General features: G+C 58.4%; 24 protein-coding genes. 17 read left to right on the top strand and 7 right to left on the bottom strand.

The annotated features are described in order from the left end of the window. Positions 1 to 21 precede the first annotated feature (21 nt). The 3 genes from QZ383_RS11570 to QZ383_RS11560 all read right to left on the bottom strand — a co-directional run bounded on the left by QZ383_RS11570 (position 22) and on the right by QZ383_RS11560 (position 2,833). Complete coding sequence (locus QZ383_RS11570) at positions 22 to 1,566, bottom strand: fused MFS/spermidine synthase (protein ID WP_291445600.1); 1,545 nt, start codon at positions 1,564 to 1,566, stop codon at positions 22 to 24. Positions 1,567 to 1,638: 72 nt separating this feature from the next. Beyond that, complete coding sequence (locus tag QZ383_RS11565; RefSeq protein ID WP_291445599.1) at positions 1,639 to 2,160, bottom strand: nucleoside deaminase; 522 nt, start codon at positions 2,158 to 2,160, stop codon at positions 1,639 to 1,641. 7 nt (positions 2,161 to 2,167) lie between these two features. Beyond that, positions 2,168 to 2,833, bottom strand: a complete 666-nt coding sequence (locus tag QZ383_RS11560; RefSeq protein WP_291445598.1) for a TIGR00730 family Rossman fold protein — start codon at positions 2,831 to 2,833, stop codon at positions 2,168 to 2,170. Positions 2,834 to 3,085: 252 nt separating this feature from the next. Between QZ383_RS11560 and QZ383_RS11555 the strand changes: the two genes are divergently transcribed. From QZ383_RS11555 to QZ383_RS11475, 17 genes are all read left to right on the top strand, one after another. After that, the gene (locus tag QZ383_RS11555; RefSeq protein ID WP_291445597.1) at positions 3,086 to 4,696 is read left to right on the top strand and encodes an MBL fold metallo-hydrolase; all 1,611 of its coding nucleotides are present in this window, start codon (positions 3,086 to 3,088) and stop codon (positions 4,694 to 4,696) included. A 6-nt stretch (positions 4,697 to 4,702) separates the two neighbouring features. Then, complete coding sequence (gene rsmD, locus QZ383_RS11550; protein ID WP_291445595.1) at positions 4,703 to 5,254, top strand: 16S rRNA (guanine(966)-N(2))-methyltransferase RsmD; 552 nt, start codon at positions 4,703 to 4,705, stop codon at positions 5,252 to 5,254. Next, positions 5,251 to 5,790: a pantetheine-phosphate adenylyltransferase gene (coaD, locus tag QZ383_RS11545; RefSeq protein WP_022657927.1), complete on the top strand. Its 540-nt coding sequence runs from the start codon at positions 5,251 to 5,253 to the stop codon at positions 5,788 to 5,790. The genes rsmD and coaD overlap by 4 nt, the downstream gene beginning before the upstream one ends. A 2-nt stretch (positions 5,791 to 5,792) precedes the next feature. Continuing rightward, positions 5,793 to 6,746, top strand: coding sequence for a tRNA (adenosine(37)-N6)-dimethylallyltransferase MiaA (gene miaA, locus QZ383_RS11540; protein ID WP_291445593.1), 954 nt, complete (start codon positions 5,793 to 5,795; stop codon positions 6,744 to 6,746). A gap of 45 nt (positions 6,747 to 6,791) precedes the next feature. Next, entirely contained in the window at positions 6,792 to 7,481 is a 690-nt protein-coding gene (locus QZ383_RS11535; RefSeq protein WP_291445591.1) for a phenylalanine--tRNA ligase beta subunit-related protein, read from the top strand. 300 nt (positions 7,482 to 7,781) lie between these two features. Continuing rightward, entirely contained in the window at positions 7,782 to 8,753 is a 972-nt protein-coding gene (locus QZ383_RS11530; protein ID WP_291445589.1) for a nine-heme cytochrome c, read from the top strand. A gap of 27 nt (positions 8,754 to 8,780) precedes the next feature. Beyond that, positions 8,781 to 9,893 (top strand): sulfate respiration complex iron-sulfur protein HmcB, encoded by a 1,113-nt coding sequence (gene hmcB / locus QZ383_RS11525; RefSeq protein WP_240823880.1) that lies wholly within the window; start codon positions 8,781 to 8,783, stop codon positions 9,891 to 9,893. Continuing rightward, positions 9,894 to 11,108, top strand: coding sequence for a sulfate respiration complex protein HmcC (hmcC, locus tag QZ383_RS11520; protein ID WP_291445587.1), 1,215 nt, complete (start codon positions 9,894 to 9,896; stop codon positions 11,106 to 11,108). Between the two features lie 23 nt (positions 11,109 to 11,131). After that, complete coding sequence (hmcD, locus tag QZ383_RS11515; RefSeq protein ID WP_291445585.1) at positions 11,132 to 11,281, top strand: sulfate respiration complex protein HmcD; 150 nt, start codon at positions 11,132 to 11,134, stop codon at positions 11,279 to 11,281. A gap of 457 nt (positions 11,282 to 11,738) precedes the next feature. Then, complete coding sequence (gene rnk, locus QZ383_RS11510) at positions 11,739 to 12,152, top strand: nucleoside diphosphate kinase regulator (protein ID WP_291445584.1); 414 nt, start codon at positions 11,739 to 11,741, stop codon at positions 12,150 to 12,152. A gap of 74 nt (positions 12,153 to 12,226) precedes the next feature. Further along, a complete protein-coding gene (locus QZ383_RS11505) occupies positions 12,227 to 13,291 on the top strand; it encodes a peptidoglycan bridge formation glycyltransferase FemA/FemB family protein (RefSeq protein ID WP_291445582.1) in 1,065 nt (354 codons plus the stop codon). 253 nt (positions 13,292 to 13,544) lie between these two features. Then, positions 13,545 to 13,796, top strand: coding sequence for a HypC/HybG/HupF family hydrogenase formation chaperone (locus QZ383_RS11500; RefSeq protein WP_022657919.1), 252 nt, complete (start codon positions 13,545 to 13,547; stop codon positions 13,794 to 13,796). Between the two features lie 352 nt (positions 13,797 to 14,148). Continuing rightward, positions 14,149 to 16,965, top strand: coding sequence for an isoleucine--tRNA ligase (gene ileS / locus QZ383_RS11495; protein WP_291445579.1), 2,817 nt, complete (start codon positions 14,149 to 14,151; stop codon positions 16,963 to 16,965). A gap of 5 nt (positions 16,966 to 16,970) precedes the next feature. Then, positions 16,971 to 17,498 (top strand): signal peptidase II, encoded by a 528-nt coding sequence (lspA, locus tag QZ383_RS11490; RefSeq protein WP_291445577.1) that lies wholly within the window; start codon positions 16,971 to 16,973, stop codon positions 17,496 to 17,498. Beyond that, entirely contained in the window at positions 17,495 to 17,701 is a 207-nt protein-coding gene (locus tag QZ383_RS11485; RefSeq protein WP_022657916.1) for a PLDc N-terminal domain-containing protein, read from the top strand. The genes lspA and QZ383_RS11485 overlap by 4 nt, the downstream gene beginning before the upstream one ends. An 11-nt stretch (positions 17,702 to 17,712) precedes the next feature. Then, positions 17,713 to 18,732 (top strand): tol-pal system protein YbgF, encoded by a 1,020-nt coding sequence (gene ybgF, locus QZ383_RS11480; protein ID WP_291445575.1) that lies wholly within the window; start codon positions 17,713 to 17,715, stop codon positions 18,730 to 18,732. 124 nt (positions 18,733 to 18,856) lie between these two features. Further along, a complete protein-coding gene (locus QZ383_RS11475) occupies positions 18,857 to 19,486 on the top strand; it encodes a protein phosphatase CheZ (protein ID WP_291445574.1) in 630 nt (209 codons plus the stop codon). Positions 19,487 to 19,782: 296 nt separating this feature from the next. Here the strand turns inward: QZ383_RS11475 and QZ383_RS11470 are convergent, their stop codons facing one another. The 4 genes from QZ383_RS11470 to fdnG form a co-directional block, all read right to left on the bottom strand. Next, on the bottom strand, positions 19,783 to 20,214 hold the full coding sequence (locus QZ383_RS11470) for a cytochrome c3 family protein (protein ID WP_291445572.1): 432 nt from the start codon (positions 20,212 to 20,214) through the stop codon (positions 19,783 to 19,785). Between the two features lie 269 nt (positions 20,215 to 20,483). Further along, positions 20,484 to 21,434, bottom strand: coding sequence for a formate dehydrogenase accessory protein FdhE (locus tag QZ383_RS11465; RefSeq protein WP_291445570.1), 951 nt, complete (start codon positions 21,432 to 21,434; stop codon positions 20,484 to 20,486). Positions 21,435 to 21,838: 404 nt separating this feature from the next. Further along, entirely contained in the window at positions 21,839 to 22,498 is a 660-nt protein-coding gene (locus tag QZ383_RS11460; RefSeq protein ID WP_022657910.1) for a 4Fe-4S dicluster domain-containing protein, read from the bottom strand. Positions 22,499 to 22,547: 49 nt separating this feature from the next. After that, on the bottom strand, positions 22,548 to 25,586 hold the full coding sequence (fdnG, locus tag QZ383_RS11455) for a formate dehydrogenase-N subunit alpha (protein ID WP_291445564.1): 3,039 nt from the start codon (positions 25,584 to 25,586) through the stop codon (positions 22,548 to 22,550). Positions 25,587 to 26,004: the final 418 nt, after the last annotated feature.

The following is a 26,004-nucleotide window of genomic DNA, read 5'->3' as shown; positions in this document are numbered from 1 at the left end:
CAAGCACTGCCGCCTGAGCGCCTACTGACGCAACAAAACCAGCGTGTAACGCTCCACCGGGGCAAAATCATCCGTAAGCGCCGGGGTGGCAAAATGGGCTGCCCCCGTATATCTGCTTGCCAGCATGTCGGCAAGGCGCAAGCCGCCTGAAGGGGCATTTTCTGTGTCTGCTGCCGCAAGGGATGGCAACGCGCCCGCCGTGATGTCTGGCCGCTGTTCGGGAAAGGCCGCAACCATCAGATTTTGCAGCTTGTCTGGTGCTTCGCCGCCAGCGCAGTACACCTGCACCTCGGCAAAAGACTGACGCAACGCGTTGAAAATCCCTTGAAAAAGGCGGCCATCCGGCCCTTCCACAGCGGAAATAACGTTCATGAGTACAACCCCGCCAGGGGCAACCGCACGCCGCAGAGCAGCCGCTGCCTCACGCGTTCCCATCTGAAAAGGCACGGCATAGTGCGAGTTGAAAACATCCACAAAAACAAGGTCGTACTGATCGCGCTGACGGTTCAAAAAGGCTCTGGCGTCCTCGTGGCGCACTGTCAGGCGGGGATCGTCGCGTAGAGAAAACCAGCGCCGGGCTGTTTCCGTCATGGCCGGGTCAAGCTCCACCACGGTCATGCGCGTGGCCTCGGGCTTTGCCAGAGGGGAAGTATCAGCCAGCAGCCACTTGGGAACAGAATACCCACCGCCGCCCAGCATGAGCACCCGGCTCGCATGGGGCGTGAAATGCGGCCCCAGCGCGTAAAACTGGGTGTAGCGAAAATACAACTCAGTGGGGGCGTCCAGATACATGCCAGACTGGCTGTAACCGGGATCAGTAGCCATAAGGCGCACGGGTCTGCCGTTCTGCGCCCAGTCTACCCCTTCAAAAATGCGGATGCTGTTATAGGGGCTTTCCACCAGATGGCTCATGGCCTTGCCATCCTGCCAGCGGCCATAGCTTGCCGCCACCACAGCCATAAGCCCGCACACAACCAGCAACACGGCGCGCAAACGCATTTGCCCCCCCCCGTTGCACAGCGAAAGCCCAAGCATGGCCGCAGCCACACCCCACAAAATGCTGGTGCTGCCCCAAAATGATATGAGGATAAACCCGCCCAGAAAAGTTCCCACAATACTGCCCGCAGTGGAAAGGGCGTATAGCCTGCCCACGGTGGCCCCTGAGGAGTCTACACTCTCGATGCGCAAACGTATGGCATAGGGCGTCACCATGCCGAAAAAAAAGGCGGGCAGGGCAAAAATACACACCGCCGCCAGCACCGCCGCCGCGTACAGGTTGCCCACGGCTGCCGTCACCCACTGGCCGATAACCTCATGACACAAGGCCGTCAGCCCGCTGCCGATGCCCGCCCCGGCTAGAGCCAGCGCCAGCCCCCGGCGGGAAAGAGTTTTGTCGGCCAGCCGCCCCCCGGCCCATGCGCCCACGGCAAGGCAGGCCAGCACCACGCCTATGAGGCTTGTCCACACGACGGCGGAGGTTCCCACATGCGGGGCCAATACCCGCGCGCCGACCATTTCGAGCACCATGACCAGCGCGCCGCTCATAAATACTGTCAGTTCGAGCATACTGCTCCTGTGGCAGGTTGTGCGGCGGATGCAGAAGTCAGCCCCGCCGCGGCTTTATTTCGCCATGCCAGCCTACTCGCGCCGCTGGCCAAAAAAATCGTGGAGCAAGGAGGCGCATTCCTCAGAAAGCACGCCGCCCATGTGCCATACCCGGTGATTGGCGCACTGGGCGTCAAAATATTCGGCGCGGGAGACAACAGCCCCGGCCAGAGGGTCGGCTGCGCCGTACACAAGCCCCGCAATGCGCGCATGTATGATGGCGGCGGCGCACATGGCGCAGGGTTCAAGCGTCACCACCAGCACGCACTGGTTGAGTCTGTAGTTGCCAAGCGAGGCCCCGGCGGCGCGCAGCGCCAGCACCTCGGCATGGGCGGTGGGATCGTTGCCGCTGATGGGCGCATTGCCGCAACAGGCGAGGATGCGCCCATCCGGAGCCGCCACCAGCGCCCCCACCGGCACCTCGCCCGCAGCGCCGCTGGCGCGGGCCTTTTCCAGAGCCAGCCGCATCAGCCCCTGCCAGGTATGACCCGGCGGGGGCGGCGTTAACGGCCCGGCAGGAGAAAAGGCCCGCGCGTCAGAGCTATTCGTATTCATGCGGCGGCTAAATAATTACCCTGCACAACAGGGCGACCACTTCTTCGGGTGTGTCGCAAACCGTGATGAGCTTGTCGATTTCGCCTTCCTTGATGAAACCCCGCGCAACCATGGTCTTGCGCATCCACTCAAGCAAGCCGCTCCAATAGCTTGAATCGTACAGAATGATGGGGAAAGGCCGCGTGCGCCCGGTCTGGGCCAGCACAAAGGCCTCGGAGAGTTCATCTATGGTGCCCATGCCGCCGGGCATGACCACGTAGGCCATGGCGTATTTGACAAACATGAACTTGCGGATGAAAAAGTAACGGAAATTGCAGCGTGTTTTCACATACTGGTTGCAGCCCTGCTCGTGCGGCAACTGGATGTGCAGGCCAACAGACACGCCGTTGGCTTTAAAGGCTCCTTTATTGGCGGCTTCCATAATACCGGGGCCGCCGCCGCTGATAATGCCAAATCCGGCTTCCACCAGCAGGCGCGAAATTTTTTCAGCCTCTTTATATTCCTTTGAATCGGGTTTGCACCGGGCAGTGCCAAAAAGGGATATGCATTTGACCTTGAGCGCGTTGAGGGCATCAAGCGCCTCCACCATTTCCGCCATTATACGGAAGGTGCGCCAGGATTCTGTGGTAACGGAAGAGAGATCATCAATCATGTTCTGTTGCAGTTCAGGCATGAATGCTCCTTGTTCCTCTTGAAGTATGGGGGGAGGCCTGCGCGCAAAAGACGCCGCATGGGCCGACAACTTTCAGTATATGTGGCCCTTCGGCCAAAGGCAATGCGGGAACATTGGCGACTGGGCCCTTGCTTGACGCTGGGGCGCGCTTGCGGCTATGGAAAAAAGTCTCCTTGCGTCTTTTCCGCCTTGCATGGCGGTCGGCAAAGAGCTTGCGGCCTCTCAAGCCGCCAACCCTCAGTGGAGGAACAGATGAAAGTACAATTTCTGGGCGCGGCGCAAACCGTGACCGGTTCATGTTATATGGTTGAGGCGGCTGGCAAACGCTTTTGCATCGACTGCGGCATGCATCAGGGCAACAAGGCCATTGAAGCCCGCAACCGCGAAGCTGAACTTTATCAGCCTACCGCCATTGACTTTATTCTTGTCACCCACGCCCACATTGACCACTCCGGCCTGCTGCCCAAGATGGTCAAGGAGGGTTTTGCCGGCCCCATTTTCTGCACCAAGGCCACCAGCGAACTGCTGGACCTCATGTTGCAGGACAGCGCCCACATTCAGGAAATGGAAGCCCTGTGGGAAGCGCGCAAATACCAGCGGCGCGGGCTTAAAAATCCCCCAACGGCCCTGTACAGTGTTGAGGATGCCCAAAAAACGGTCACCCTTTTCCAGACTGTTGATTACCACAAGGTGTTTGAGCCTGCACCGGGCATCCGCGTAACCTACTATGATGCTGGTCATATTCTTGGTTCCGGCTCCTTGCGCCTTGAGGCCGATGAAGACGGCAAAACCACCAGCCTTATCTTTTCGGGCGACATTGGCCGCCCGCAGTCGCTCATTGTGCGCAGCCCTGAAACCCCGCCCAAGGCCGACTACGTGTTCATGGAGTCCACCTACGGGGACCGTGACCACAAGGACGAAAACCTCAGCGTTGACGAACTGGGCGAAGCCATTGCCTACAGCTACGGCAAGAGTGAAAAGGTCATCATTCCGGCATTTGCCGTGGAGCGTACGCAGGAAGTGCTCTACTGCCTGCACATGCTCGCCAAACAGAACAAACTGCCAGCGGATATGCCCGTATTTGTGGACAGCCCCCTTGCCATCCGCGCCACAGAAGTTTTTGAGCGCAACCGTGAGCTTTTTGACGATGAAGCGCTCAAGATGCTCAACGGCGGGGATGATCCCTTCGCGCTGCCCAACCTGCGCTACACGCTTTCCGCTGCCGAATCGCAGGCCATCAATGACTACAAGGGCCCTGCCATTGTCATTTCGGCCAGCGGTATGTGCAACGCGGGCCGTGTGCGCCACCACCTGCGTCACAATATCTGGAAACCCGGCGCGAGCATTGTTTTTGTGGGTTATCAGGGAGTGGGCACACCGGGCCGCAAGCTGGTGGAAAAAGCCAAAAAAATCACACTTTTTGGCGAAGATATTGAAGTTGCCGCCCGCATTTTCACCATCAACGGATTTTCCGGCCACGCCGGGCAAAGCCAGCTGCTTGAATGGCTCAAGCCGCTGACCGGCAACGGCGCGCAGGTGGTGCTGACCCACGGCGAAACAAAGGCTCAGAGTGTCCTGGCTGGCCTCATTGAGCAAAAGTTCGCCAAGCGCCCCCTTATTGCCACCTACCTTGAAGAAATGGTGCTTGAAGGGCCGCAGCTCACCGAAACCGTGCAGCACGAAACCCAGGCCCATCCCCGCGTCAACTGGACGTTCCTCACGGACGAGGTGGAACGCAAGTGGGGCATGTTCAAAGGCAAGATGGCCGATGTTGAAAACCGCCCGTGGGTGGAACAAACCGAGCTGCAGGAGGCCATGGAAAAGATGGATTACGCCCTCACCCGCCTGCTCTCGCGCATGTAGGCCGTCATGCGGATTATTTCGGGGCGTCTTGGTGGACGCAACCTTAAGACAGTTGAAGGCGAGGGCTACCGCCCCGCCATGGGCAAAACGCGCGAGGCGCTTTTTTCCATGCTCGCCGCGCGCGGCATGGACTGGTACAGTGCACGGGTGCTTGACCTCTTTGCAGGCAGCGGCAGCCTGACCTTTGAAGCCATCAGCCGGGGCGCGGAACACGCCCTGATGGTGGAAATGGCCCCCCAGGCCGTGCGCTGCCTCAAGGCAAACATCGCCGCCCTCGGGGTGGAAAATGAGGCCCGCCTTGTGAGCGACGATGTGCTGCGTGTGCTCAAAACTCCCCCGGCGGAACCGTATTCGCTTATTTTTATGGATCCGCCCTACCGTAAAAATCTTGCCAACCCGGCCCTCAAGCTGCTGGCTACTCGCCGCTGGCTTGCACCGGGGGCTTTTGTAACGGCTGAAATTGAAAAAGACGCACGGGTAAACCTGCCCGCAGAATGGACTCTTGAGGCCGAGCGCCTCTTCGGTCAGACACGCATATGCATCTGGACACTGCCATGAGAATAGCACTCTACCCCGGCACATTCGATCCGCTGACCAACGGGCACCTGAGCCTTATCCGACGCGGCTGCGAAGTCTTTGACCAAATTGTTGTGGCCGTGGCGGACAACACGCCCAAATTCCCCCTGTTCAGCCATGAAGAGCGGGTGGAAATGGCCCGAGAGGCGCTAAAGGACGAACCGCGCGCCGTGGTGGAGCCTTTCTCGGGCCTCACCGTGGAATACGCGGCCCAACGCGGGGCCTGCGCCCTGCTGCGCGGACTGCGCGCTGCCTCGGACTTTGAATACGAATTCCAGTTGGCGCTCATGAACCGCCGCTTGCAACGCCACATCCAGACGGTCTTTTTGATGACCGACTACCAGTGGCTGTTCATCAGCTCTACGATAGTCAAGGCTGCTGCCAGCCACGGTGCGGACATCAAGGGCCTCGTGCCTGAAAACGTGCGCACGGCCCTGATGGATAAATACCACAAGGGTGAAGTGCGTCAGGGTACGCCCTGCCTTGCTCCGCCTTTTGGCGGCTTCCGCGTCAAGTGATCATGGTTGAAACGACTTCTGCGCCGCTGCCGGTTATCTGCCTGGCCGGGCCTACCGGCTCGGGCAAAACGGCGGCGGCGCTTGCCATGGCCGCTGCCCTTGACGGCGAGGTGGTCAACGCTGATTCGCGTCAGGTCTATGCCGATTTCCCCTTGATTACGGCCCAGCCCTCGGCAGAAGAACGTGCCTCTTGCCCGCACCACCTGTACGGTTTTTTGGCTACGGAAAACAAGATCAGCGCTGGCCGATGGGCAGAAACCGCCGTGGACAAGGTGCGCGACATCCTTGCACGGGGCAAGACGCCCCTGCTGGTGGGCGGCACTGGGTTATACTTTCAGGCCTTGCTGCGGGGCATGGCGGAAATTCCGCCCGTTGACCCGCAACTCACCGCAGCAATCACCGCCCGCGTGGACGCGCAGGGCGCGCCCGCCCTGCATGCCGAACTGGCGCAGACCGACTCCGCCTATGCAGCCAAAATCCACCCCAACGACCGGCAACGCATCATCCGCGCGCTGGAAGTCTGCCAAAGCACAGGGCGGCCCTTTACGTGGTGGCACAGCAATTCCATGAGCACGCCGCTCTGCGTCGGCCCCCTGCTGACCCTGGACGCGTCCCTGGCATGGCTTGAGCCACGGCTGGCCCGCCGCCTTGACCTCATGCTTGCTGGCGGCGCGCTGGACGAGGCCCGCGCCGCCATGCGCCATTGCGCCGACCCCGCAGCGCCGGGCTGGTCGGGCATTGGCTGCGCCGAAGCGCTGGCGCACTTGCAGGGCCGCCTTTCGCTTGAGGACTGCCGCTCCCTCTGGCTCCGCAACACGCGGGCCTACGCCAAACGGCAGCTTACGTGGTTTCGCGCCCGGCCCGAGGCCCAATGGCTGCCGCCGGACGATCCCGCCGCAGTGGTGGAGGCCGCCTGCCGCTTCTGGCAGAAGGCGCGCGACAGCTACAATTCTTAAGTGATGTTTTGCTGTTTCAGGCCATTATAAGGAGTACCCACCGCCATGCCCATGCCCGCCATTTCCATTGATCCGGAATTGCGTTCGATCTGGCCGGATACGGCCCTTGGCTGTGTTTTCTGGTCTGCCCCGGTTCGGGCCGAGGAACCGCAGTTGTGGCAGTTCTTCAACCAGAATGTGCTGCCCGGTTTGAGGCAGAGCCTTGAACGCACGGAACTTGCCGACATGCCGCAGATAGGCCCCTCGCGTCAGGCCTTCAAGGCCTTTGGGCGTGACCCGGGCCGGGTGCGTATTTCCTCCGAGGCGCTCTACCGCCGCGTGCGGCAGGGCAAGGATCTGTACCGCATAAACTCCGCAGTGGATGCCAACAATCTGGTTTCGCTTGAAACGGGCTTTTCGCTTGGCACCTACGATCTTGCCCGCCTGAGCGGCAACATTGTGCTGCGCGCGGGGCGAGAAGGCGAAGCCTACGCGGGCATTGGCAAGGACGAGCTCGACCTCTGCCGCATGCCCCTTCTGGCGGATGATCAGGGCGCGTTCGGCTGCCCATGCAGCGATTCCCGGCGGGCCATGATTGCCGAGGACGGGCCGGACACATCGTCGCCACGGCGTCTGCTCACTGTTATTTATGGCTTTTCCGGCACCGGATCGGTCTCTGATGCGCTGAACATCTCACAGAAACATCTTGAAGTGTTTGCCGGCGCACAGATATTCGCCTCTTCCGTGCTCTGCTGAACGCCTTTGATCCGCCAAAATCACACGATGCACATCTTTTTTCGCAAAGAATCTGTGTTTTCCGTAGGTTGCGTGAACAATCAATAAAACGCTCTTTTTAGCGAAAAATATCCCAAGCTCCCTGTTCCCAAGGCATAAGAAGCAATTACAACAACGGCCCCTCCTTGACGTGTCTTGCATGCTGGGATACCGTTGCAATATCTGCGTGTTCACCCCCGTAGGGATCGGGGGTACGGAGGAACCCGCTGCAATGTATGCGGCGGGCGTTGGGGTAATGTCTGATTGCAAAAGGACAAGCACATGAGGAACGGCACATCACTGCTTTTGCTGGCGGCTCTGGCCCTGGCGGGCGCGGCGTGTCTGACGGCGCTCGGAGCTGGATCGGCCACGGCCGCAGCTTTGGAGCCGACAGACAGCGGCGCGCCGTCGGCCATTGTCATGTTTCCGGTAAGCGCCAAGCCCAATCCCAAGGGCGCGGCCATGAAACCCGCGGTTTTCAATCACCTCGCTCACGAGAAAAAGATTGCCAACTGCGAAACATGCCACCACACCGGCGATCCTGTGGCCTGTAGCACATGCCACACTACGGAAGGCAAGGCGGAAGGCAATTTCGTGACGCTTGACCGCGCCATGCATGCCACCAATATCGCCAAACGCGCCAAGGGCAACACCCCTGTGAGCTGCGTGAGCTGTCATGAACAGCAAACCAAAGAACGGCGCGAATGCGCGGGCTGCCACGCCATAGTGACGCCCAAGCGCGACCAGGCATGGTGCGCCACCTGCCACAATGTTACGTCTTCCATGACGCCGGAGCAGATGCAGCAGGGCATCAAGGGCAAGTTGCCCCCCGACCAGAACGAAGCCCTGGCCGCTGAAACCGTGCTGAACCACAAGACCGTGCAGCCCCTTACCGCCATGCAGGGCCCCTACAAGGTGAGCATTGATGCGCTGGCCGACAAGTACGAGCCCAGCAACTTCACGCACCGCCGCCATATGGCCTCCCTTATGGAACGCATCAAGGGCGACAAGCTGGCCGAGGCTTTCCACAACAAGCCCGAGACTCTGTGCGCCACGTGCCACCACAGAAGCCCGCTTTCGGCTACGCCTCCCAAGTGCGGCAGTTGTCACACCAAGGAAATCGACCCCGCCAATCCCAACCGTCCCAGCCTCAAGGCCGCCTATCACCTCCAGTGCATGGGTTGCCACCAGGGTATGAACGTGGGTCGTCCTAAGAACACCGACTGCACCACTTGTCATAAGGCCCGCCCGTAGGGCGCCTAACTGCACGGAGAAACGCATATGAATCGCAGAAAATTCCTGGCCATCATGGGAAGCGCGGGCGTGATTTCGGCATTGGGCACTGCCAAGGTGGCCAATGCCGGGGTACACACCTTCCCCTACTATGCAGACAGCTACGGCGTGCTGCATGACACCACGCGCTGCATCGGCTGCCGCCGTTGCGAAGAAGCCTGCAACGCGGTGAACCACCTGCCCAAGCCCAAGAAACCCTTCACCGACCTTTCGGTGACTGCCACCAAGCGTCGCACCTCGGCCTATGAGTGGACAGTGGTTAACAAGTACAACGTCAACGGCAAGGACGTGTTCCGCAAGTTGCAGTGCTTCCACTGCAACGACCCGGCCTGCGCCTCTGCCTGTTTTGCCAAATGCTTCCAGAAGCAGCCCGACGGCAGCGTGACCTACGAAGGTTCGCAGTGCGTGGGCTGCCGGTACTGCATGGTTGCCTGTCCTTTCTATGTGCCGGGCTTCCAGTATGATGAGGCGTTCGATCCCCTGGTGCAGAAGTGCACCTTCTGCGAACCCCGCCTCAAGGAAGGCAAGCTGCCCGGTTGCGTGGAAGCCTGCCCCATGGACGCCCTGACCTTTGGCCGCCGCAGCGACCTGATCAGGATTGCCCGCTCGCGCATCACTGAAAATCCCGGCAAGTACGTGAACTACGTTTACGGCGAACACGATGCCGGCGGTACCGCGTGGATGGTGCTTTCTCCTGCCGTGGCTGCTCCTGCCGCCGCCAAGGACGCCAAAGCCCATGATGCCCACGCCGACACCAGCGAACTCAAGCAACTTGGGCTCGACAAGCACCTGGGCACGCAGCCCATGGGCGAGTTGACCTACGGCGCTCTGGGTACCGTGCCCATGATCGTGGCCTTCTGGCCTGTGCTGTTTGGCGGTGCGTACGCCATGACCAAACGCCGCGAAGCCATCTTCAAGGCGGAGAAGGACGCACACGTCAAGGAGACCAAGGACGATCTGGCCGCAGCCGTTGACGCAGCAGTGCGCAAGATTGAGGAAACCCAGGGTCCGGGCGCTGCCGACACAGCCCGCCGCGCAATGACCGACGCCTTGAAGGCTCGGGAAGCGGAGTGCTGCAAGGAGCACGGGGAGGATAAGTAAATGGCACACCACAGCATAGTTATTCCCACCAGGGACAAGCTGTTCAATATCAGCGAATTCCTGACGCCCACCCCCGGCAACATCATTTCTGCCATCATTCTGGCCGTGGGCTTTGTTATCACCGTTATCCGCTTTACCGTGGGTATCGGCTCCGTCACCAACCTCAGCGATGTGCAGCCATGGGGCATGTGGATCGGCTTTGACCTTCTGTGCGGCGTGTGTCTTGCAGCGGGCGGCTATTTTACCACTGTCGCCTGCTACATCATGGGCATGAAGCACTTCCACTCGGCGGTGCGTCCGGCCATCACCACAGCCTTTTTGGGCTACGCCTTCGTGGTTATCGCCCTGCTGTACGATCTGGGCCATCCGCTGCGTCTGCCCTTCATGTTCTTCTTCCCCGGCACCACGTCAGTTCTGTTTGAAGTGGGCCTGTGCGTGGCGACCTACGTTTCCGTGCTGCTCATCGAATTCTCGGTGGCCCCGCTGGAATGGATGTCCTGCCGCTTCCCCTGGCTCATCAAGATCCGCAAGATCGTGGTCAAGTGCACCATTCCGTTGACCATCTTCGGTGTGACCCTGTCCACCCTGCACCAGTCCTCGCTGGGTTCGCTCTACCTGATCTCCCCCGGCAAGGTCTTCCCCCTGTGGTACTCGCCCTTCATGCCCATGTTCTTCTTTGTAAGCTCCATGGCCGCTGGCGCGTCCATGGTTATCTTTGAAGGCATGCTGGCCCACCGCGGCGTGCACCACTACATGGACAAAACCCACCTGCGTGAAGCTGACGACGTGACCTTCAGCTTTGCCCGCGCGGCTTCGTTCATTCTCTTCGCCTACTTCATGCTCAAGCTTATCGACATGCTTGTGCAGGCCAACTTCCCCTACCTCTTCACGGGTTACGGGGTTTGGTGGCTGGTGGAAATGCTGGGCTTTGTGCTGATGCCCGCCCTGATCTACGCCAAGGGCGCGCGTGACCGCAATCTGACCCTGTGCCGCATTGGCGCGACCAACACGGTGCTGGGCATCGTGCTGAACCGCTTCAACGTTTCCATGATCGCCTTCAACTACAACTTGCCGTCGGCGGAACGCTACTTCCCCAGCATCTGGGAAATCTGCATCTCCATGTTTGTGGTGACCATGATCGTCACGGTCTACCGCTTTATCGTTTACAACATGCCGGTGCTGTACGAACACCCAGACTTCAAGGGCGAGCACTAAGCCGCGCGTAGGAGGAGAATCCCATGGAATTCAATACTTTCTATCAGTATTTTCTCTTCACGAAGAGCTGGGCTTATGTGATGATGTTTGTGGTACTGCCCGTTTACGTGCTGTACTGGAACTTCGTCCTGTTCCCCGAAAAGAAAGAACGTAACAACAACTCCAAGCACTAGCCTGCTCGGGGTACGGAATCACAAGGGCGGAGCCGCAAGGTTCCGCCCTTGTTTTTTGCTCCGCGCGGAGTGTTAGCCACATGCCGAAAAAATCATACGCATTATATTAATTGATAATTTCACACCTGAAACAAAGTTTTGCTTTTGTGCTTGCACATACGCAGGCCAGCTGTTAGGCTGAGCTGATACAAATTTGGATATCTGGGCGGCAAGCTTTCCGTACAAAGGAAGGCTGCCATTTTTTCTGCATTCAAACGTTTTTTTTGACCAGGACAATACAATGCGTTTCTGCGTTTCTTTTGCAAAAAACATTTCCAGCGAAGTGACTAAGCTTCGCGGCTTTTTTGCAACCTGATAACGCCCGCATAACTACAATTCACAAAAAAGAGGGCGTACCGGTTACGCCCTCTTTTTTTATGCAACGTGCGCTGCTTTGCGCAGTACACAGGAGGAAAACATGAAAGAATATCCCAATATTACCATCACAAGCAAGGACGCCGCGAGGCTGGAAACCCTGCTGGAAACCCTGCCCGCCGATGGATTCCCCGGCCGCAAGGCTCTGGAAGAAGAGCTCTACCGCGCAAAGGTTGTGGCCCCAGAAGAAATACCCCCCTCGGTGGTGACCATGAATTCCACCGTGCGTTTCGCCATGCTGCCTTCCGGCACCGAACGCCGCCTCAAGCTTGTGTACCCCGGAAAATCTGACGCCAGCGAGGATTCCATCTCCATTCTGGCGCCTGTGGGCAGCGCGTTGTTGGGGCTTGCCGAGGGCGATGACATCCACTGGCCCAACCCCAACGGTGGCACCCTGCACCTCGTGGTGCATGAAGTGGAAGACCAGCCGGAACGCGCCGGGCACTACGACCTGTAAGCTCGTTTCAACAGCCGTTGCCGATTCCAGCGGGAACGGAACAACCTTATTCCCCACCTATGCAAGGAGGTATCATGGTGGATGTGATCGCCAAGGCGACTAACGAACTGAATCCGACAGACATACTGTTTCAGACCCCCTACTGGGCGCAGGTCAAATCGCATATGGGCATGGCCCCCCTGGCTTTTGACATTCATTCCACAAAGACCTGGGGCGACGTGCTGGTGCTGATAAAAGATCATTGCGGGCACAAGATGGCTCTTGTGCCGCAGGGGCCGGAGTATGCGCCTTCAGAGGATTCATACGGGCAGTATCTGGAAGACCTTTCCGTTGCCCTGGCAGACCGGCTTGAACCAGACGTGGCCTTTATCCGCTACGACCTGCCCTGGAAGTCCCTGTATGCGGACGAGATGCAGGAGCAGGGGTGGTGCGCCTTTCCGGAGGCGCGCATACGCGAGATGCGTATGAACATGGGCACCAGATTCTGGAACTTCAAAAAGGCTTCCGCAGACATGACCGTGGCAAGTTCGTTGGTGGTGGATCTTGAAGGCAACGAAGACGAAATCCTGGGCAGAATGAAGCCCAAAACCCGCTATAATATCGGTCTGGCCCGACGCAAGGGAGTGAGTGTGGAGGAGGCCGACAGCAGCAACCTTGCTGATTTTTACGGCCTGTACGAACAGACCGCCAGAAGAAACGGCTTTGCCCCTTGCAGCAGCAAACAGTTCTCGGCCATGTTTCGCTGCAATTTCGGCGCAAAGGATGAAGCAGATATTGTATTTTTGCTGGCCCGCCACGGGCGCGATATCCTTTCCGGCGCCATAATCGGCATTTCAGGGCAACACGCCAACTTTCTGTACGGGGCATCGGGCAATATCAAGCGCAACTATATGGCGTCCAGCCTCATGCACTGGACAGGCATGCGCATTGCGCGGCAGCTCGGCTGCCGCCGTTACGAAATGGGCGCAGTCTCGCCCACGCCTGACGCCACGCACCCCTTCAACGGACTGCACCAATTCAAGGTCGGCTTTGGTGGCCGCATCGAGCTGCGGAGCGGCTCGTGGGACTATCCGCTGAATCAGGGGGCATACCGCGCCATACAGAATGCCGAGGCCATGTGCAGAGAACTTGGAGCATGAAGGGAACGCTGCCGTGCACCACGGCCATAAGGGACACGCCACACCCTGACGGCATTGGCAGGGGCTGCGCAACGGGCAATAGCAATAGGTGCTGAACAGCTCTGAATTGTTCTGTACGTTGCGTCCTCTGCCGCCACTTCGTCAAGGCAGCTTGCGTGAAGCTTGCCGCGCTGATAAGCTGAAAATCTGCGGAACAGCCCTGGCCTTGCAGCCGGGCATTCAGTGATTATCTGCCTTCCAAGAGGTACCAAATATGTGTCTTGCCATACCAGCCAGAATTGAAGAACTTCAGGGAGAGGGCATGGCCCGCGTGCGCGTGGGCGAAAGCTCCACTTTTCTCACCGCCTCCATCATGCTGCTGCCCGAAGAACCCAAGGTCGGCGATTATGTGATTGTGCACGCCGGTTTTGCCCTGCACACCATGACGCCGCAAGAAGCTGAAGACAGCCTCTCGGCGTTGCGCGAACTGGCCCAGGCCATGGATGGAGCACCGGCCAACTTCTGACGGCCTGGTCCGCATAATTGTGCGGTAATTGCTGCGGAACAGAACATTCCGGGCGTTTCACTTATGCGCGTAACGCGTCTGAAACGCCCTTTTTGTTGGTGCTCCAGAGTATGATCCAGCCATTTCGTTCATGAAAAGACGCATTTTGCAAGGCGGGTTGCCATGCAGCTACACAATATCAGTGCGATCTGCCAAACTTTTTCATGCCCAGCCTGCGCACTTGCAGGCCACGCCAGCAGGCACACGGTGCCTTGCTCTTCTTGACTTTGCCCCGCTCTTTGCCCACAGTAGAGCGATTTTTTCACCGTACTATATTGCCAAGTCCTTGAGTTGAACTGTGCCGGGAGCCAGCATGAGCGATTATAAGAAAACATTGAACCTGCCTCAGACCGCCTTTCCCATGAAAGCCAACCTGGCCCAGCGTGAGCCGGAAACCCTGAAAAAATGGGACGCCATCAACAGCTACGAAGCCATGGTTGAGGCTTCCGGCAGCAAGGGAACCTACGTGCTGCACGACGGCCCTCCCTATGCCAACGGCCACATCCACATGGGCACGGCCCTGAACAAGATTCTCAAGGACATTATTGTTAAATCGCGCAACATGGCTGGTTTTGCCTCACGTTATGTGCCGGGCTGGGACTGTCACGGCCTGCCCATTGAGCACAAGGTCGAGCAGGAACTGAAAGAAAAGAAAAAGACCCTGCCCGCCCATGTGGTGCGCAAGCTCTGCCGCGACTACGCCTCCAAGTGGATCGATGTGCAGCGCAAGGAATTTCGGCGTCTCGGCGTGCTTGGCAACTGGGAAGATCCCTACATGAGCATGCGCCCCACCTATGAGGCCGCCACCGCCCGCGAGCTTGCCAACTTTGTGGAAACGGGCGGCGTCATGCGCTCCAAAAAGCCCATCTATTGGTGCTGCTCCTGCCACACGGCCCTTGCAGAGGCAGAGGTGGAATATTACGATCACACGTCCCCTTCCATCTTTGTGCGCTTTCCCCTGCAGGACGATGGCCTGAAAAAGGTCTTCTCCGCTGCGGATCCCGCCCATGCCTTTGTGGTCATCTGGACCACCACCCCCTGGACGCTGCCGGACAACATGGCCGTGTGCCTGCACCCCGAGTTCACCTATGTTCTCGTGGAAGTGGACGGCGCGCAGTACGTGCTGGCCGAAGAGCTGCTCGCCTCCTGCGCGGAGCAGTTCGGCTGGAGCGAACCCGAAATCCTCGGCCGCGCCACCGGCGAACAGCTTGAAGGCCTCAAGGCCCGCCACCCCTTCTATGACCGCGTGTCACCCATCATTTTGGGCCAGCACGTCACCCTTGAAGCTGGCACGGGCTGCGTTCACACCGCCCCCGGTCATGGCCGCGAAGACTACGAAGTGGGCCTCAAATATGGCCTCGAAATCTATTCGCCCATGGACGATGCCGGACGCTTTTTGCCCACGGTGCAGTTCTTTGCCGGGTTGAATGTTTTTGAAGCCAACCCCAAGGTCATTGAAAAGCTTGAAGAAGTCGGCGCATTGCTGCGTCAGGCCAAGATCAAGCACTCCTACCCGCACTGCTGGCGCTGCAAGCAGCCGGTTATTTTCCGCGCCACCACCCAGTGGTTCATCAGCATGGAAAAGAACGACCTGCGTGGCCGCGCACTCAAGGCCATTGACGAGCAGGTGCGCTGGATCCCCGCCTGGGGCCGCGAACGCATCCACAACATGATCGAATTTCGGCCTGACTGGTGCATCTCGCGCCAGCGCCAGTGGGGTGTGCCCATCATGGCCCTGCTCTGCGAAGACTGCGGAGAAGCCTGGAACGACCCAAACTGGATGCGCGACCTCTGCGACCGCTTTGCCAAGCACCCCACCGGCTGCGACTACTGGTACGAGGCCGAGCTTTCGGAAATCGTGCCGGAAGGCCTTGCCTGCCCGCACTGCGGCGGCAACCACTGGAAGCGCGAAACCGACATCCTTGACGTGTGGTTTGACTCCGGCACAAGCTTTGCCGCCGTGCTGGAACAGCGCCCTGAGCTTGCTTACCCCGCCGATCTGTACCTTGAAGGTTCGGATCAGCACCGGGGCTGGTTCCACAGCTCCCTGCTGGTCAGCGAAGGTACGCGCCAGCGCGCGCCCTACAAGGCTGTGCTCACGCACGGCTATGTGGTGGACGGCGAGGGACGCAAGATGTCCAAGTCCATCGGCAACGTCATTGCGCCGCAGGAACTCATTGAAAAGTTCGGTGCAGAAATAGTGCGCCTGTGGGTTTCTTCAGTGGAATACCGCGAGGACATCCGCATTTCCGACGAGATTCTTGGCCGCCTTGTGGATGCCTATCGCCGCATCCGCAACACCTGCCGCTTCATTCTTGGCAACCTTGAAGGTCTCGGCAAGGATGATCTGCTGCCGTTGAACGAGCTGCTGCCACTTGACCGCTTTGCCATTGACGCCGCAGCCCGCGTGCACGACCGTGTGCAGCAGGCCTATATGGATTTTGACTTCCACAAGGTCTATCACACCCTGCACAACTACTGCGTGACCGACCTTTCGTCCATGTATCTGGATGTGCTGAAAGACCGCCTCTACGCCTCCGGCCCCGCCAGCGCGGAACGCCGCTCGGCCCAGACAGCCCTGTGGCACATCCTTGGCCTGTTGCTGCGCGACATGGCCCCGGTACTTTCCTTCACTGCGGAAGAAATCTTTGCGCATCTGCCCGAAGGCCTGCGCGGTGGGGAACCCACGGTATTTGCCCTTCAGCCCATTGAATCTGCCCCACTTATGCTTGACGAAGGCGCGCGCGACGACTGGAACGTGCTCGCCGCCGTGCGCGGGGCCGTGACCAAGGCCATTGAACCCATGCGGCGCGATGGCGTTATCGGCCATTCGCTCGACACGCGCGTGACCCTCTTTGTGGCAGACGAACTTCGCCAGCGCCTTGAAGGCCTGAACACAGACCTGCGCGCCTTCTGCATTGTTTCGCAAATCGCCATGCAGCCCCTTGAAAGCGCACCGCAAGGCGCGTACTGCGATGAAGAAATCGCCGGACTTGCCATCGGTGTGGAAAAGGCTCACGGCGAAAAATGCGAACGTTGCTGGATTTACAGCACGGAACTTGGCACCGACGCTGAGCATCCCACGCTCTGCCCCCGCTGCACCGCCGTTATCAAGGCCATGGAAGCGTAACAGGAATGCCAAGGCGTTATCGCATACTCGGCATAGCGGCCATTGTCGCCCTTGTTCTCGATCAGGTGAGCAAGTGGGCTGTCATGCAGTTCATACCCGAGCACAGGCCCATCACGGTCATTGCCGGGCTGTTTGATCTGGTCAACATCCGCAATCGCGGCGCGGCCTTTGGCTTTTTGAACCGGTCAGACATTGAGTGGCAGTTCTGGCTTTTTCTCGCTGCCACGGTTGTGGCTGTGTGGGCCATTGTCATGCTGGTGCGCAGCTCGGAAGAAGACCCCTGGCTGTTCGCGGCCCTTGGACTTGTGATGGGCGGCGCGCTGGGCAATCTGGTTGACCGTGTGCGCTTTCGCGCCGTGGTGGACTTTCTGGATGTCTATTGGGGCGACTGGCACTGGCCAGCCTTCAATATAGCCGACTCGGCCATATTTGTGGGCGCGGTGCTGGCCTGCCTGATTCTCTGGCGCAAGCCCCAGGCTGCCGCCAGCGACAAAGGCGGCAAACCAACCCCCGGCAAGGGAGGAACCGCATGATTTTTCATTGGTGGCATGTGCTTGTGGTAATGTTCCCCATGATCCCGACATTGTGGAGCATTCTGCACATATGGGGACACGAGTTTGAAACCCCGCAACAGCGCGCCCTGTGGCTTGTGCTGGTAGTTTTTCTGCCATGTGTGGGGGGAATCATCTATATTTTCACCGGACGAAAAAAAGTTCTGGGAAAAGTGCAAAATTGAAAGAGGGTACTATGCGCACACTCCGTACTATGTACATCCTGACTCTGGCTTGCGCGGCGCTGCCTTTGAGCGGCTGCATGGGCGGCAGCACCAGCAGCGGTAATGGCAGCATCTCACTGGAACAGCAGGTGCAACAGCAAGACGTGCAGTTGCGCCAGTTGCAGCCTGCTCAGGCTGACGCCTGGAGCCAGATTCAGACGCTGCGGCAGGAAGTCAACACACTCAAGGGCCAGCTCGATGACCTGCAGAACGCAGGCGGCGCCAAAGCCCTGGTGGGCCGTGTGAGAGCGCACGATGAAGCGCTGCGTCAGGTGGAGCGCAGCATGGCGCTGAACCTGAACCTTGGCGACCCCATGACCAGCGGCGGTAGTTCTGCCCCCTTTGCGCAGGCGGCTCCTCAGGCGGTTCCTCAGGCGGCTCCTCAGGTTGCCCCCCAGGCGGCACCTGCTTTCAGCCAGCCTGGCTATGGCCAGCCTTCCTACGGGCAGGCAGCGGCAGGCGGCATGGCTGCTGGTTCCGTAGGCTACGCAGCGGCCTCCGCCGCTGGCGATCAGGGCGCGGCAGCAGCCCAGCCTCAGACCGTCATCAATCCCAGTTCCAGCACTTGGGGCCAGCCTAGCCCCCAGCCCGAACCGCAGGTTCAGGCTCCCAAAAAGGACATTTCGCTGGCGCTGTTTGATGCTGGCGTTAACGCCTACCAGTCACGCAAGTACGACGAGGCGCAGCGTTCTTTCAATGACTTTCTGAAAAACTACAAAGACCACAGCCAGGCCCCCGAGGCCCAGTACTATCTGGCCGAGTGCTATTTCCAGCGCAACCAGTTTGCGGATGCGGCCCTGGCGTATGATGCTGTTATCAAAAAGTATCCTTCTTCTTCCAGCGCGCCCGGCGCGTACCTCAAGCAGGGTATCAGCTTCAGCAAGCTCAATCAGTCTGCGGCTGCCAAAGCCCGCCTGGAAGAGCTGATCAAGAAGTATCCCAACTCGCCTGAAGCTGCGCGGGCCAAGACGTTTCTGAAGACCAACAAGTAAGTATCCCGGCTCCGCCGCGCCCTCGCGCGGCGGAGTTTTTTACTGCATTTTTTACCTTTGACCATACATCCGCAAAGGTTCAAAACGCACAAATTAAACCGCGCCGCGCGCAAAGGGGACGGGCATGAGCGACGAAAAGCCCGAAGCCGCAGTTTACAAGCAGATCAGCACGGAAATGCGCCAGGGTCTGAGAGAGATTTTTGAGCGCATCTCCACTGCCTCCAAAGGCCAGCCCCTGCCCCCCCCAAACCCGGATGCGCTATTTCTGGAAGCATCAAGCCAGCTGGATGAAGTGCTGAAAGATACAGAAAGCGCCACCATGACCATCATGGAAATAGTGGAACGGCATCTGGATCTTCAGGAACAGAACGCGGCACACCTGACAGGATTGCTTAGCGGCGGCGCGGATGCGGCCTCCATTGCCGAGCTGGAAGCAAACAACAAGCTCCTTGGCGATGACCTCACTTCAGTGCTGACCGCCCTGAGCTTTCAGGACATCACAGGCCAGCGCATTAAAAAGGTTGTTTCTGCCCTGAACCAGATTGAGGCAATGGTGGTGGAACTCTATGTTTCCACGGGCCTTATTCTGGACGCGGCGGAAAAAGACCCCAGCAAGAACGTTCAGGAATTGCAGGACGAAGCACGTCAGGCGGTCAAGGAATTCAATCAGGGCCGCAGCGAACTCAAAGGGCCTGACAAGGCCGGAGCTTCGCAGGGCGCTATTGACGACATGCTTTCCCAGTTGGGTCTCTAGACTGATACTCGGGTAAAACCATTCAGCAATTGAATGAGGGCGTTGCAAAACGCCCTTTTTTACGTCCTATACCACGTTGCTGCGCTTTACTGTTTTTTCAGGCTCACAATAAGCGTTCGCCTGAAGTGATCACCATTGAGCAATGGTACCGCAGACAACGGTTCTTCAATGAGAGGAGCACTGTTTTGCGGAGCTTCAACTGCACCCAGCACACCTGAATTGGATTGCTTTGCAACGCATAAAGGCCCCTTTCGGGGCCTTTATGCAGTACAGATAATATTGGGGTGAAAGTGAGCTTACTTCTGCTTGGCGGCTTCGCGTGCGCTTGCGGCCATGTGGCAGGGACGGCAGCCCTTGAACTTGGCGCCGTACTTGGCGGGATTTTCCTTGGCCTTCTGCGAGTGGCAGCCGTAGCAGGAGCGGTCGCCGTTCTTGGAGTGGAAGGCCATGAACATGCTCATGGGATCACGTTCGCGTGCACCGGGAGTGGCGTGGCATTCTGTACAGGCTACGTAGCGACTGTCGCTGCCTTCTTCATGATGGCAGTGCATGCAGTTGATGCCTTTGTGCGCCGTGTGGGGGAACATAACGCTCATGCGCGAGGATGTACCGCCAGGAATTTCAATGGGCTTTTTAATGATCTGCGACATTTCCTTGATATCACGTGCCTGCGCTTCGCCAACCCACACGAGGCTTAACGCAAGCAGCAACAAGGTCACATATTTCATCAGCTATTCCTCCTACTGGGTTCGTAAAGCGCAGGAGCAGGCCCCGGCGCACCACTGGCGGCTGAAAACCGCCATCAACACCACTCTCCGCAGCGGTTGTTCTACCCTAATAATGCCTGCTTGTGCAATAATTAAAGACTGCTACATCAGGAGCATTTAAACGGTTCAACAAACCGACTCAGCAATCCGCTGGCAGCCAGACTGCCAGCAAAAATTTTGCAGTAAAGGCAACTTCTAAAAACGCCTTTGGCGCTTGCCGCAAGGCACCGCTAAAATATGTTCCAGAATGATGGCCTGACTGGTTTGAGCTTTTTACGTGCGGCCACCATGTCCAGATGCATCATGCCAAGCGCCAGCGCATCCAGATTGGGAACAAACTCGCGTTCGCGCAGATCCACCGCCGGGCAGTAAGACTTGCACTTGGTGCACCAGTCCAGCCGCTCACCGTGCGCCGAGCTGCTCTCTCGCAGCAGTTCCATAACTCCGCTGCCTTCCTCGCCGCATGCAGGGCACGCGCCACGCCGGAATTTCCAGTCCGCGCCGCACACACCGCAGTGCAGGTGTTTTTTACCGCCGCCGCCGGCAAGAAACGCGTTTTTCTCGTCAATGGTGGGTTTATCCATCCAGCCGATGGTGGGCAGTGCGCCACACACGGGGCAATAGCCCTGCCTCCAGATATCACCGGCTTCCCAGGGGGTGTCGCCTTCAGCGGCCACGGCCTGAGCGGTCATGCCGCGCAAAATCGGCGCAACAATGAACCCGGTCACAAAATCCAGCACCAGAGGATCAAGACCAATTTTTTCAGCCAGAGCAGCCAGGGCGTCTCTGTCGCCCGAGGCAGCGGCGCAAACCAGTTCTTCCGATCGCTGGGCTTCAGCGCCGTCAGATTTCAGAAAAAAATCCGAGAGTTTGGCCTTGTGCGGAACCACTGCGTCCATGCGGCACAGCATGGGCAGCAACTTTTCTGCGCAAATGCGCACCGCTGGGGCCACACCTGCAAAGGAAGCTCCGGCAAGCATTGAAACTCCCTGCTCCATCCGCTGCGGTTGAGCCTGCGGCAGCGAAACCCCAGCCTTTTTCAAGCTTTTGGCCACAGCATCGCCAAGTTCCTCCTGGGCTGTGAGCAGCGGTTCGAACGACCGCAGCACAGGGGCCAGAACCGGACGCCAGGTGATAACTTCTTCAAGGGTTTGGGCAACGGTTTGCCTTTTTACAGCCATTGATACTCCGTGTGCCGGGGATAGCCCGGCTGATTTCCCAAACTATGCAACACTGAGGATGTCTGCCCTCAATGTTTTCAGAATGCTCATTCCGGCATTTCGCAACGCAAATGCAAGCGGTGCTGTCATTTCCGTGTACCGATCAGGCACCGGGCTGACAGGCATCTACCTTGCCTTGGCAAACACGAGTTCATGGAGCCGCCCGCGCAATTCAAGGCGAGCCTGCGCCAACCGGCTGAGGCAAAATCCAGGGGCCGCTCCAGCAATGTTCACGGCCGCAACAAGTGCAAACGTGCCTGCTGGATTGTACCCTGATGGTGAACCAAAGCGAAGGATTTGCCAACCCCCCGCAGTACTTTTCTACCCCCGCAGTATGCGGCTGCGGGGGTAGAGGGGATAAGGCCTTACATGAAGGCCGCGTATTCGTAGTAGTGTTCTTTTTCTTCCGCCAGCAGGTAGATGACGCTCACGTCCTCTACATCCGCCAGAAAAGCCTTGGGGAAGGTCTTTTTGACAATCTCAAGCCGCTTTTTGGCCATGGGCAGGATTTCTTCCCTTTCGCCAAAAGCCATGGTGCCCGTGGGGCACGTCTTGACGCAAATGGGCAGCATGCCCGCTGTGACGCGGTCAATGCACATGTCACACTTGGTCAGGCATTTGGTCTTGGGATCCAGCCGGGGAATATTGTAGGGGCAGGCGTCAATAACGGCCTGAGCATCCTCTGGGCTCAGCTTGGCGCTTTTGTCCGTGGCTATCACCATGCCCGTTTTGGGATCCTTGATGATTGCGCCGGGCACGGCCATGTCGGCCACTTCCTTGCAAATGGGCGTGATGCAGTGGCGGCACTGGTCGGGGAAAAAGTTCCACACAACGGTGCCGTCAGGCTTCATACGCTCGCGAAAACGAACAATCTTGAGGTTGTTGGGGTTCAGATCCGGCGGATTCTGATGAGTGCCGCGCTGCTTGGTCTCATTGGCAGGCAGGTCATGCCATTCCTTACAGGCCAACTGGCAGCCCCGGCATGCCGTGCACCGAGTGGTGTCGATCAAAAATGTCTTCGGCATAGCAATGCTCCTTGGCGGGCGCGCTCCATCAAGGAGCGCGCCCGGCTCGTTAGCCTATTTCGGTCAGCTTGTCGGCCTTACGCAGATTGACGCAGCAGGCCTTGGATTCAGGAATGGTGGTGTTAGGGTCAAACGCACCAACGGTCAGCCGGTTGGTGGAGTCGCCGCACTTGGGCGTTGTCCAGCCAAAGGCAAAGGGCATACCCACAAGGTGGATCGTTCTGCCCATAACCGTAAAGGGACGAATGCGCACCGTCACCATGGCGATGGCCTCGCAGGTACCGCGAATGCTCTCAAGAAGGACGCCGTCGCCGTTCTTGATGCCCTTTTCCTTGGCCAGCTCTGGGCTCATTTCCACATAAAGCTGGGGCTCGGTTTCGAGCAGGTTGGGCACATTGCGCGTTTCGCCGCCGCCGCACCAGTGTTCGGTGAGGCTGTAGGTGGTCAGCACATAGGGGTAGTTGGGGTCAGCCGGCGCGGCGATCTTGTCCATATCGGAGGTATGGAACTTGTACACCGGGCTGCTCAACTGCCTGGAGAACGGATGGCTGGCCAGAGGCGTTTCCGCAGGTTCGTAGTGTTCGGGGAAGGGACCGTCGGCGGGGCCGGGGCCAAAGAACTGGGCGTGACCATCCTTCACCATGATGAAGGGCAGCTTGCCGCCCTCATTGGCCATGGGCGGCCAGGGGCCGTCGGGCACGTCGCCCACCCACTTGGTGCCGTCCCATTCAATAACGGCCTTCTTGGGATTGAACGGCTTGCCGTTCACATCCACAGAGGCGCGGTTATACAGGATGCGGCGGTTCACCGGCCAGCACCACGACCAGTTGGGGAACAGACCAATGTTGGCCTGCATGGGGGTCTGGCTGGTATTACGGCGTTTGGACTTGTTGCCTTCTTCTTCTGTCCAGCTGCCTGTGTAGATCCAGTTGAGCGAAGAAGTGCTGCCGTCGTCCTTCAGCATGCCAAAGGCTGGCACGAGCTGGCCGCGCTTGTACTGCTTGTCGCCCACCTTGGTATCAGCCCAGAAGAAACCGTTGATACGGCGGGCCCACTCGGCAGCGTCGTACTTGTCTGTCCAGTTCATCTTGAGGATGGGTTCGGGCAGCACACCACCTTCGGCCTTGTAGAGATCGCGGATCTGGTTGAACAGGGGCACAACGATGTCCGCAAAGTTGCGGGCTTCGCCGCCGGGCTTGACGCCCTGGTCGAACCACTGCAACCAGCGACCGCTGTTGCTGATGGTGCCTTCCTTTTCAATACGGTGAGCCGAGGGCAAGAGGAACACTTCGGTCTTGCAGGCCTTGGGGTCCACACCGGGGCGCTTCCAGTTGTCCGTGGTTTCCGAATTGTGCAGTTCCGAGCACACGAGCCAGTCCAGCTTGTCCAGAGCGGCCCGCATTTTGTTGGTGTTGGGGAAGCTGTTCATGGGGTTCACGCCAAAGATGAAACCGCCGCGCATTTTGCCCTGATAGACTTTATCCATGGCAAACATGTACGAGCAGTCTTCGTTCGGCTCCAGCTTGGCCAGCAGGTCATAGCAGAAGTCGTTTTCAGGCGTGGCTTCATCGCCAAACCAGCCCTTGAGCAGGCTTGCGATATACTTGGGCCTGTTGCCCCACCAGTTGGCGCTGTTGGGCAGCTTGGTGACAGGGGTGTTGGCCTTGTTGTAGTCGGCCAGGGTCTGCCACGGGGCGCGAGGGGTTCCGTGGTAGCCGGGCAGGTTGTTGTACAGCAGGGCATGGTCCGTGGACCCCTGCACATTGGGTTCGCCGCGCAGGGCGTTAATGCCGCCGCCAGCCACGCCGATATTGCCCAGCAGGAGCTGGATCAGCGAGGAAAGACGGATGTTCTGCACGCCCACGGTGTGCTGTGTCCAACCCAGAGCGTACATGATGGTGCCAGCCTTGTCGGGGCCGCCAGTGGCGCAGAAGGCCTTGTAGACCTTGAGCAGATTTTCCTGCGAAACGCCCGTAACGTCAGAAACGTTTTTAAGCGTGTAGCGGGAATAGTGCTGGCGCATCATGTTGATGACGCAGCGCTCGTTCTGGAAGGTGGGATCGACCACAGGCTTGCCGTCAGACCCCATTTCCAGCACCCACGTTTTTTTGTCGTATGTGCGCGTGGCAGGATCATAGCCGCTGAAAAGGCCATCGTTGAAAGCGTAATCCTTGCCCACCACAAAGGCGGCGTTGGTGTACTTTTCAACATAGTCCTTGAAGTACAGCTTGTTTTCCAGAATGTAGTTGAGCATGCCGCCCAGGAAAGGGATATCCGTTCCCGAACGCAGGGGCACGTGGAAGTCGCAACGGGCGGATGTGCGCGAGAACTTGGGGTCAACGTGCATAAGCACGGCCCCGTTGTCCTTGGCGCGCATGACCCACTTAAAGGCGACAGGATGATGTTCAGCGGCATTGCTGCCGATAATAAGCACTGCATCGCTATTCTTGATATCGATCCAGTGGTTCGTCATAGCACCGCGTCCGAACGACTCTGCCAGAGCCGCAACAGTGGGGCTGTGTCAGACCCGTGCCTGGTGGTCCATATGGACAACACCCAGGCCGCGTATTGCTTGGTGAATGACAGCGCATTCTTCGTTGGAGGCGTGCGAGGTTCCCATCCAGAAGATGGAATCAAGACGGTTGACCGTCTGCCCCTTGGCATTCTTGAGAATAAAGTCTTTGTCGCGGGTGTCTTTAACCCGGCGGGCGATCTGGGCCAGGGTCCAGTCCCAGTCTTTTTCCACCCAGTGATCGCTGTTGGGCGCGCGGTAAAGCGGCTTTTTCAGGCGGTGATCATTGGTGTACATGCTGAAGAGCGCCGCGCCCTTGGCACAAAGCGCACCTTCGTTAACGGGAAAGTCCGGGTCGCCCTCTGTGGAAACGAGCTTGCCGTCACGCACATAGGCTATGACCTGACAGCAGACCGAACAGAAGGGGCAAACGCTGATGACTTCCTTGGCGCCTTCTATTTTGAGTTTAACGGCGTAAGCCTGGGCCTCGCCCAGGTCGAAGCCCAGCTGCCCCAATGTGAGGCAGAGAACTCCTGCACCGACGCCCTTGAGGAAACTCCTCCGGGTGCTTTTCATGATGACACTCCTTTTTTAGGCCAATCACGCAACGCAAGGTCAGAAATCCTGCGTTGAACAAGACGCCTCTAAACTGCGTCAATTAACAAGATGGAGATTTGTTTTCACCATAGTTGAAAAAACGTGATATCGCAAGATACTTGCATTTTTTTAAAGGGAACCGACCCTATTTGTGAGCATTTTCCCAATGATAGAATTTTATATGTCATTTCACGGTGATGGAACACTGCAATTGATAGAATTGTACACACAAACAGCATACATGAGCTTATATTTTCAACATCATGCACGCTGAAATCATTATTCTTTTTTCTTCAAATTTCACATCCACCCCTCGCTTATTGGTGATTCTATCGCACTAACAAATATCCCCCGGCTAAGCCGGGGGTTTTTCATATGCGCCTGTAAGGCTCTCTTA

Source organism: Desulfovibrio sp., from assembly GCF_019422935.1.
Classification (GTDB): Bacteria; Desulfobacterota; Desulfovibrionia; order Desulfovibrionales; family Desulfovibrionaceae; genus Desulfovibrio.
Note: the sequence above shows the minus strand (reverse complement) of the source record. Positions and strands in the feature narration are given on the sequence as shown.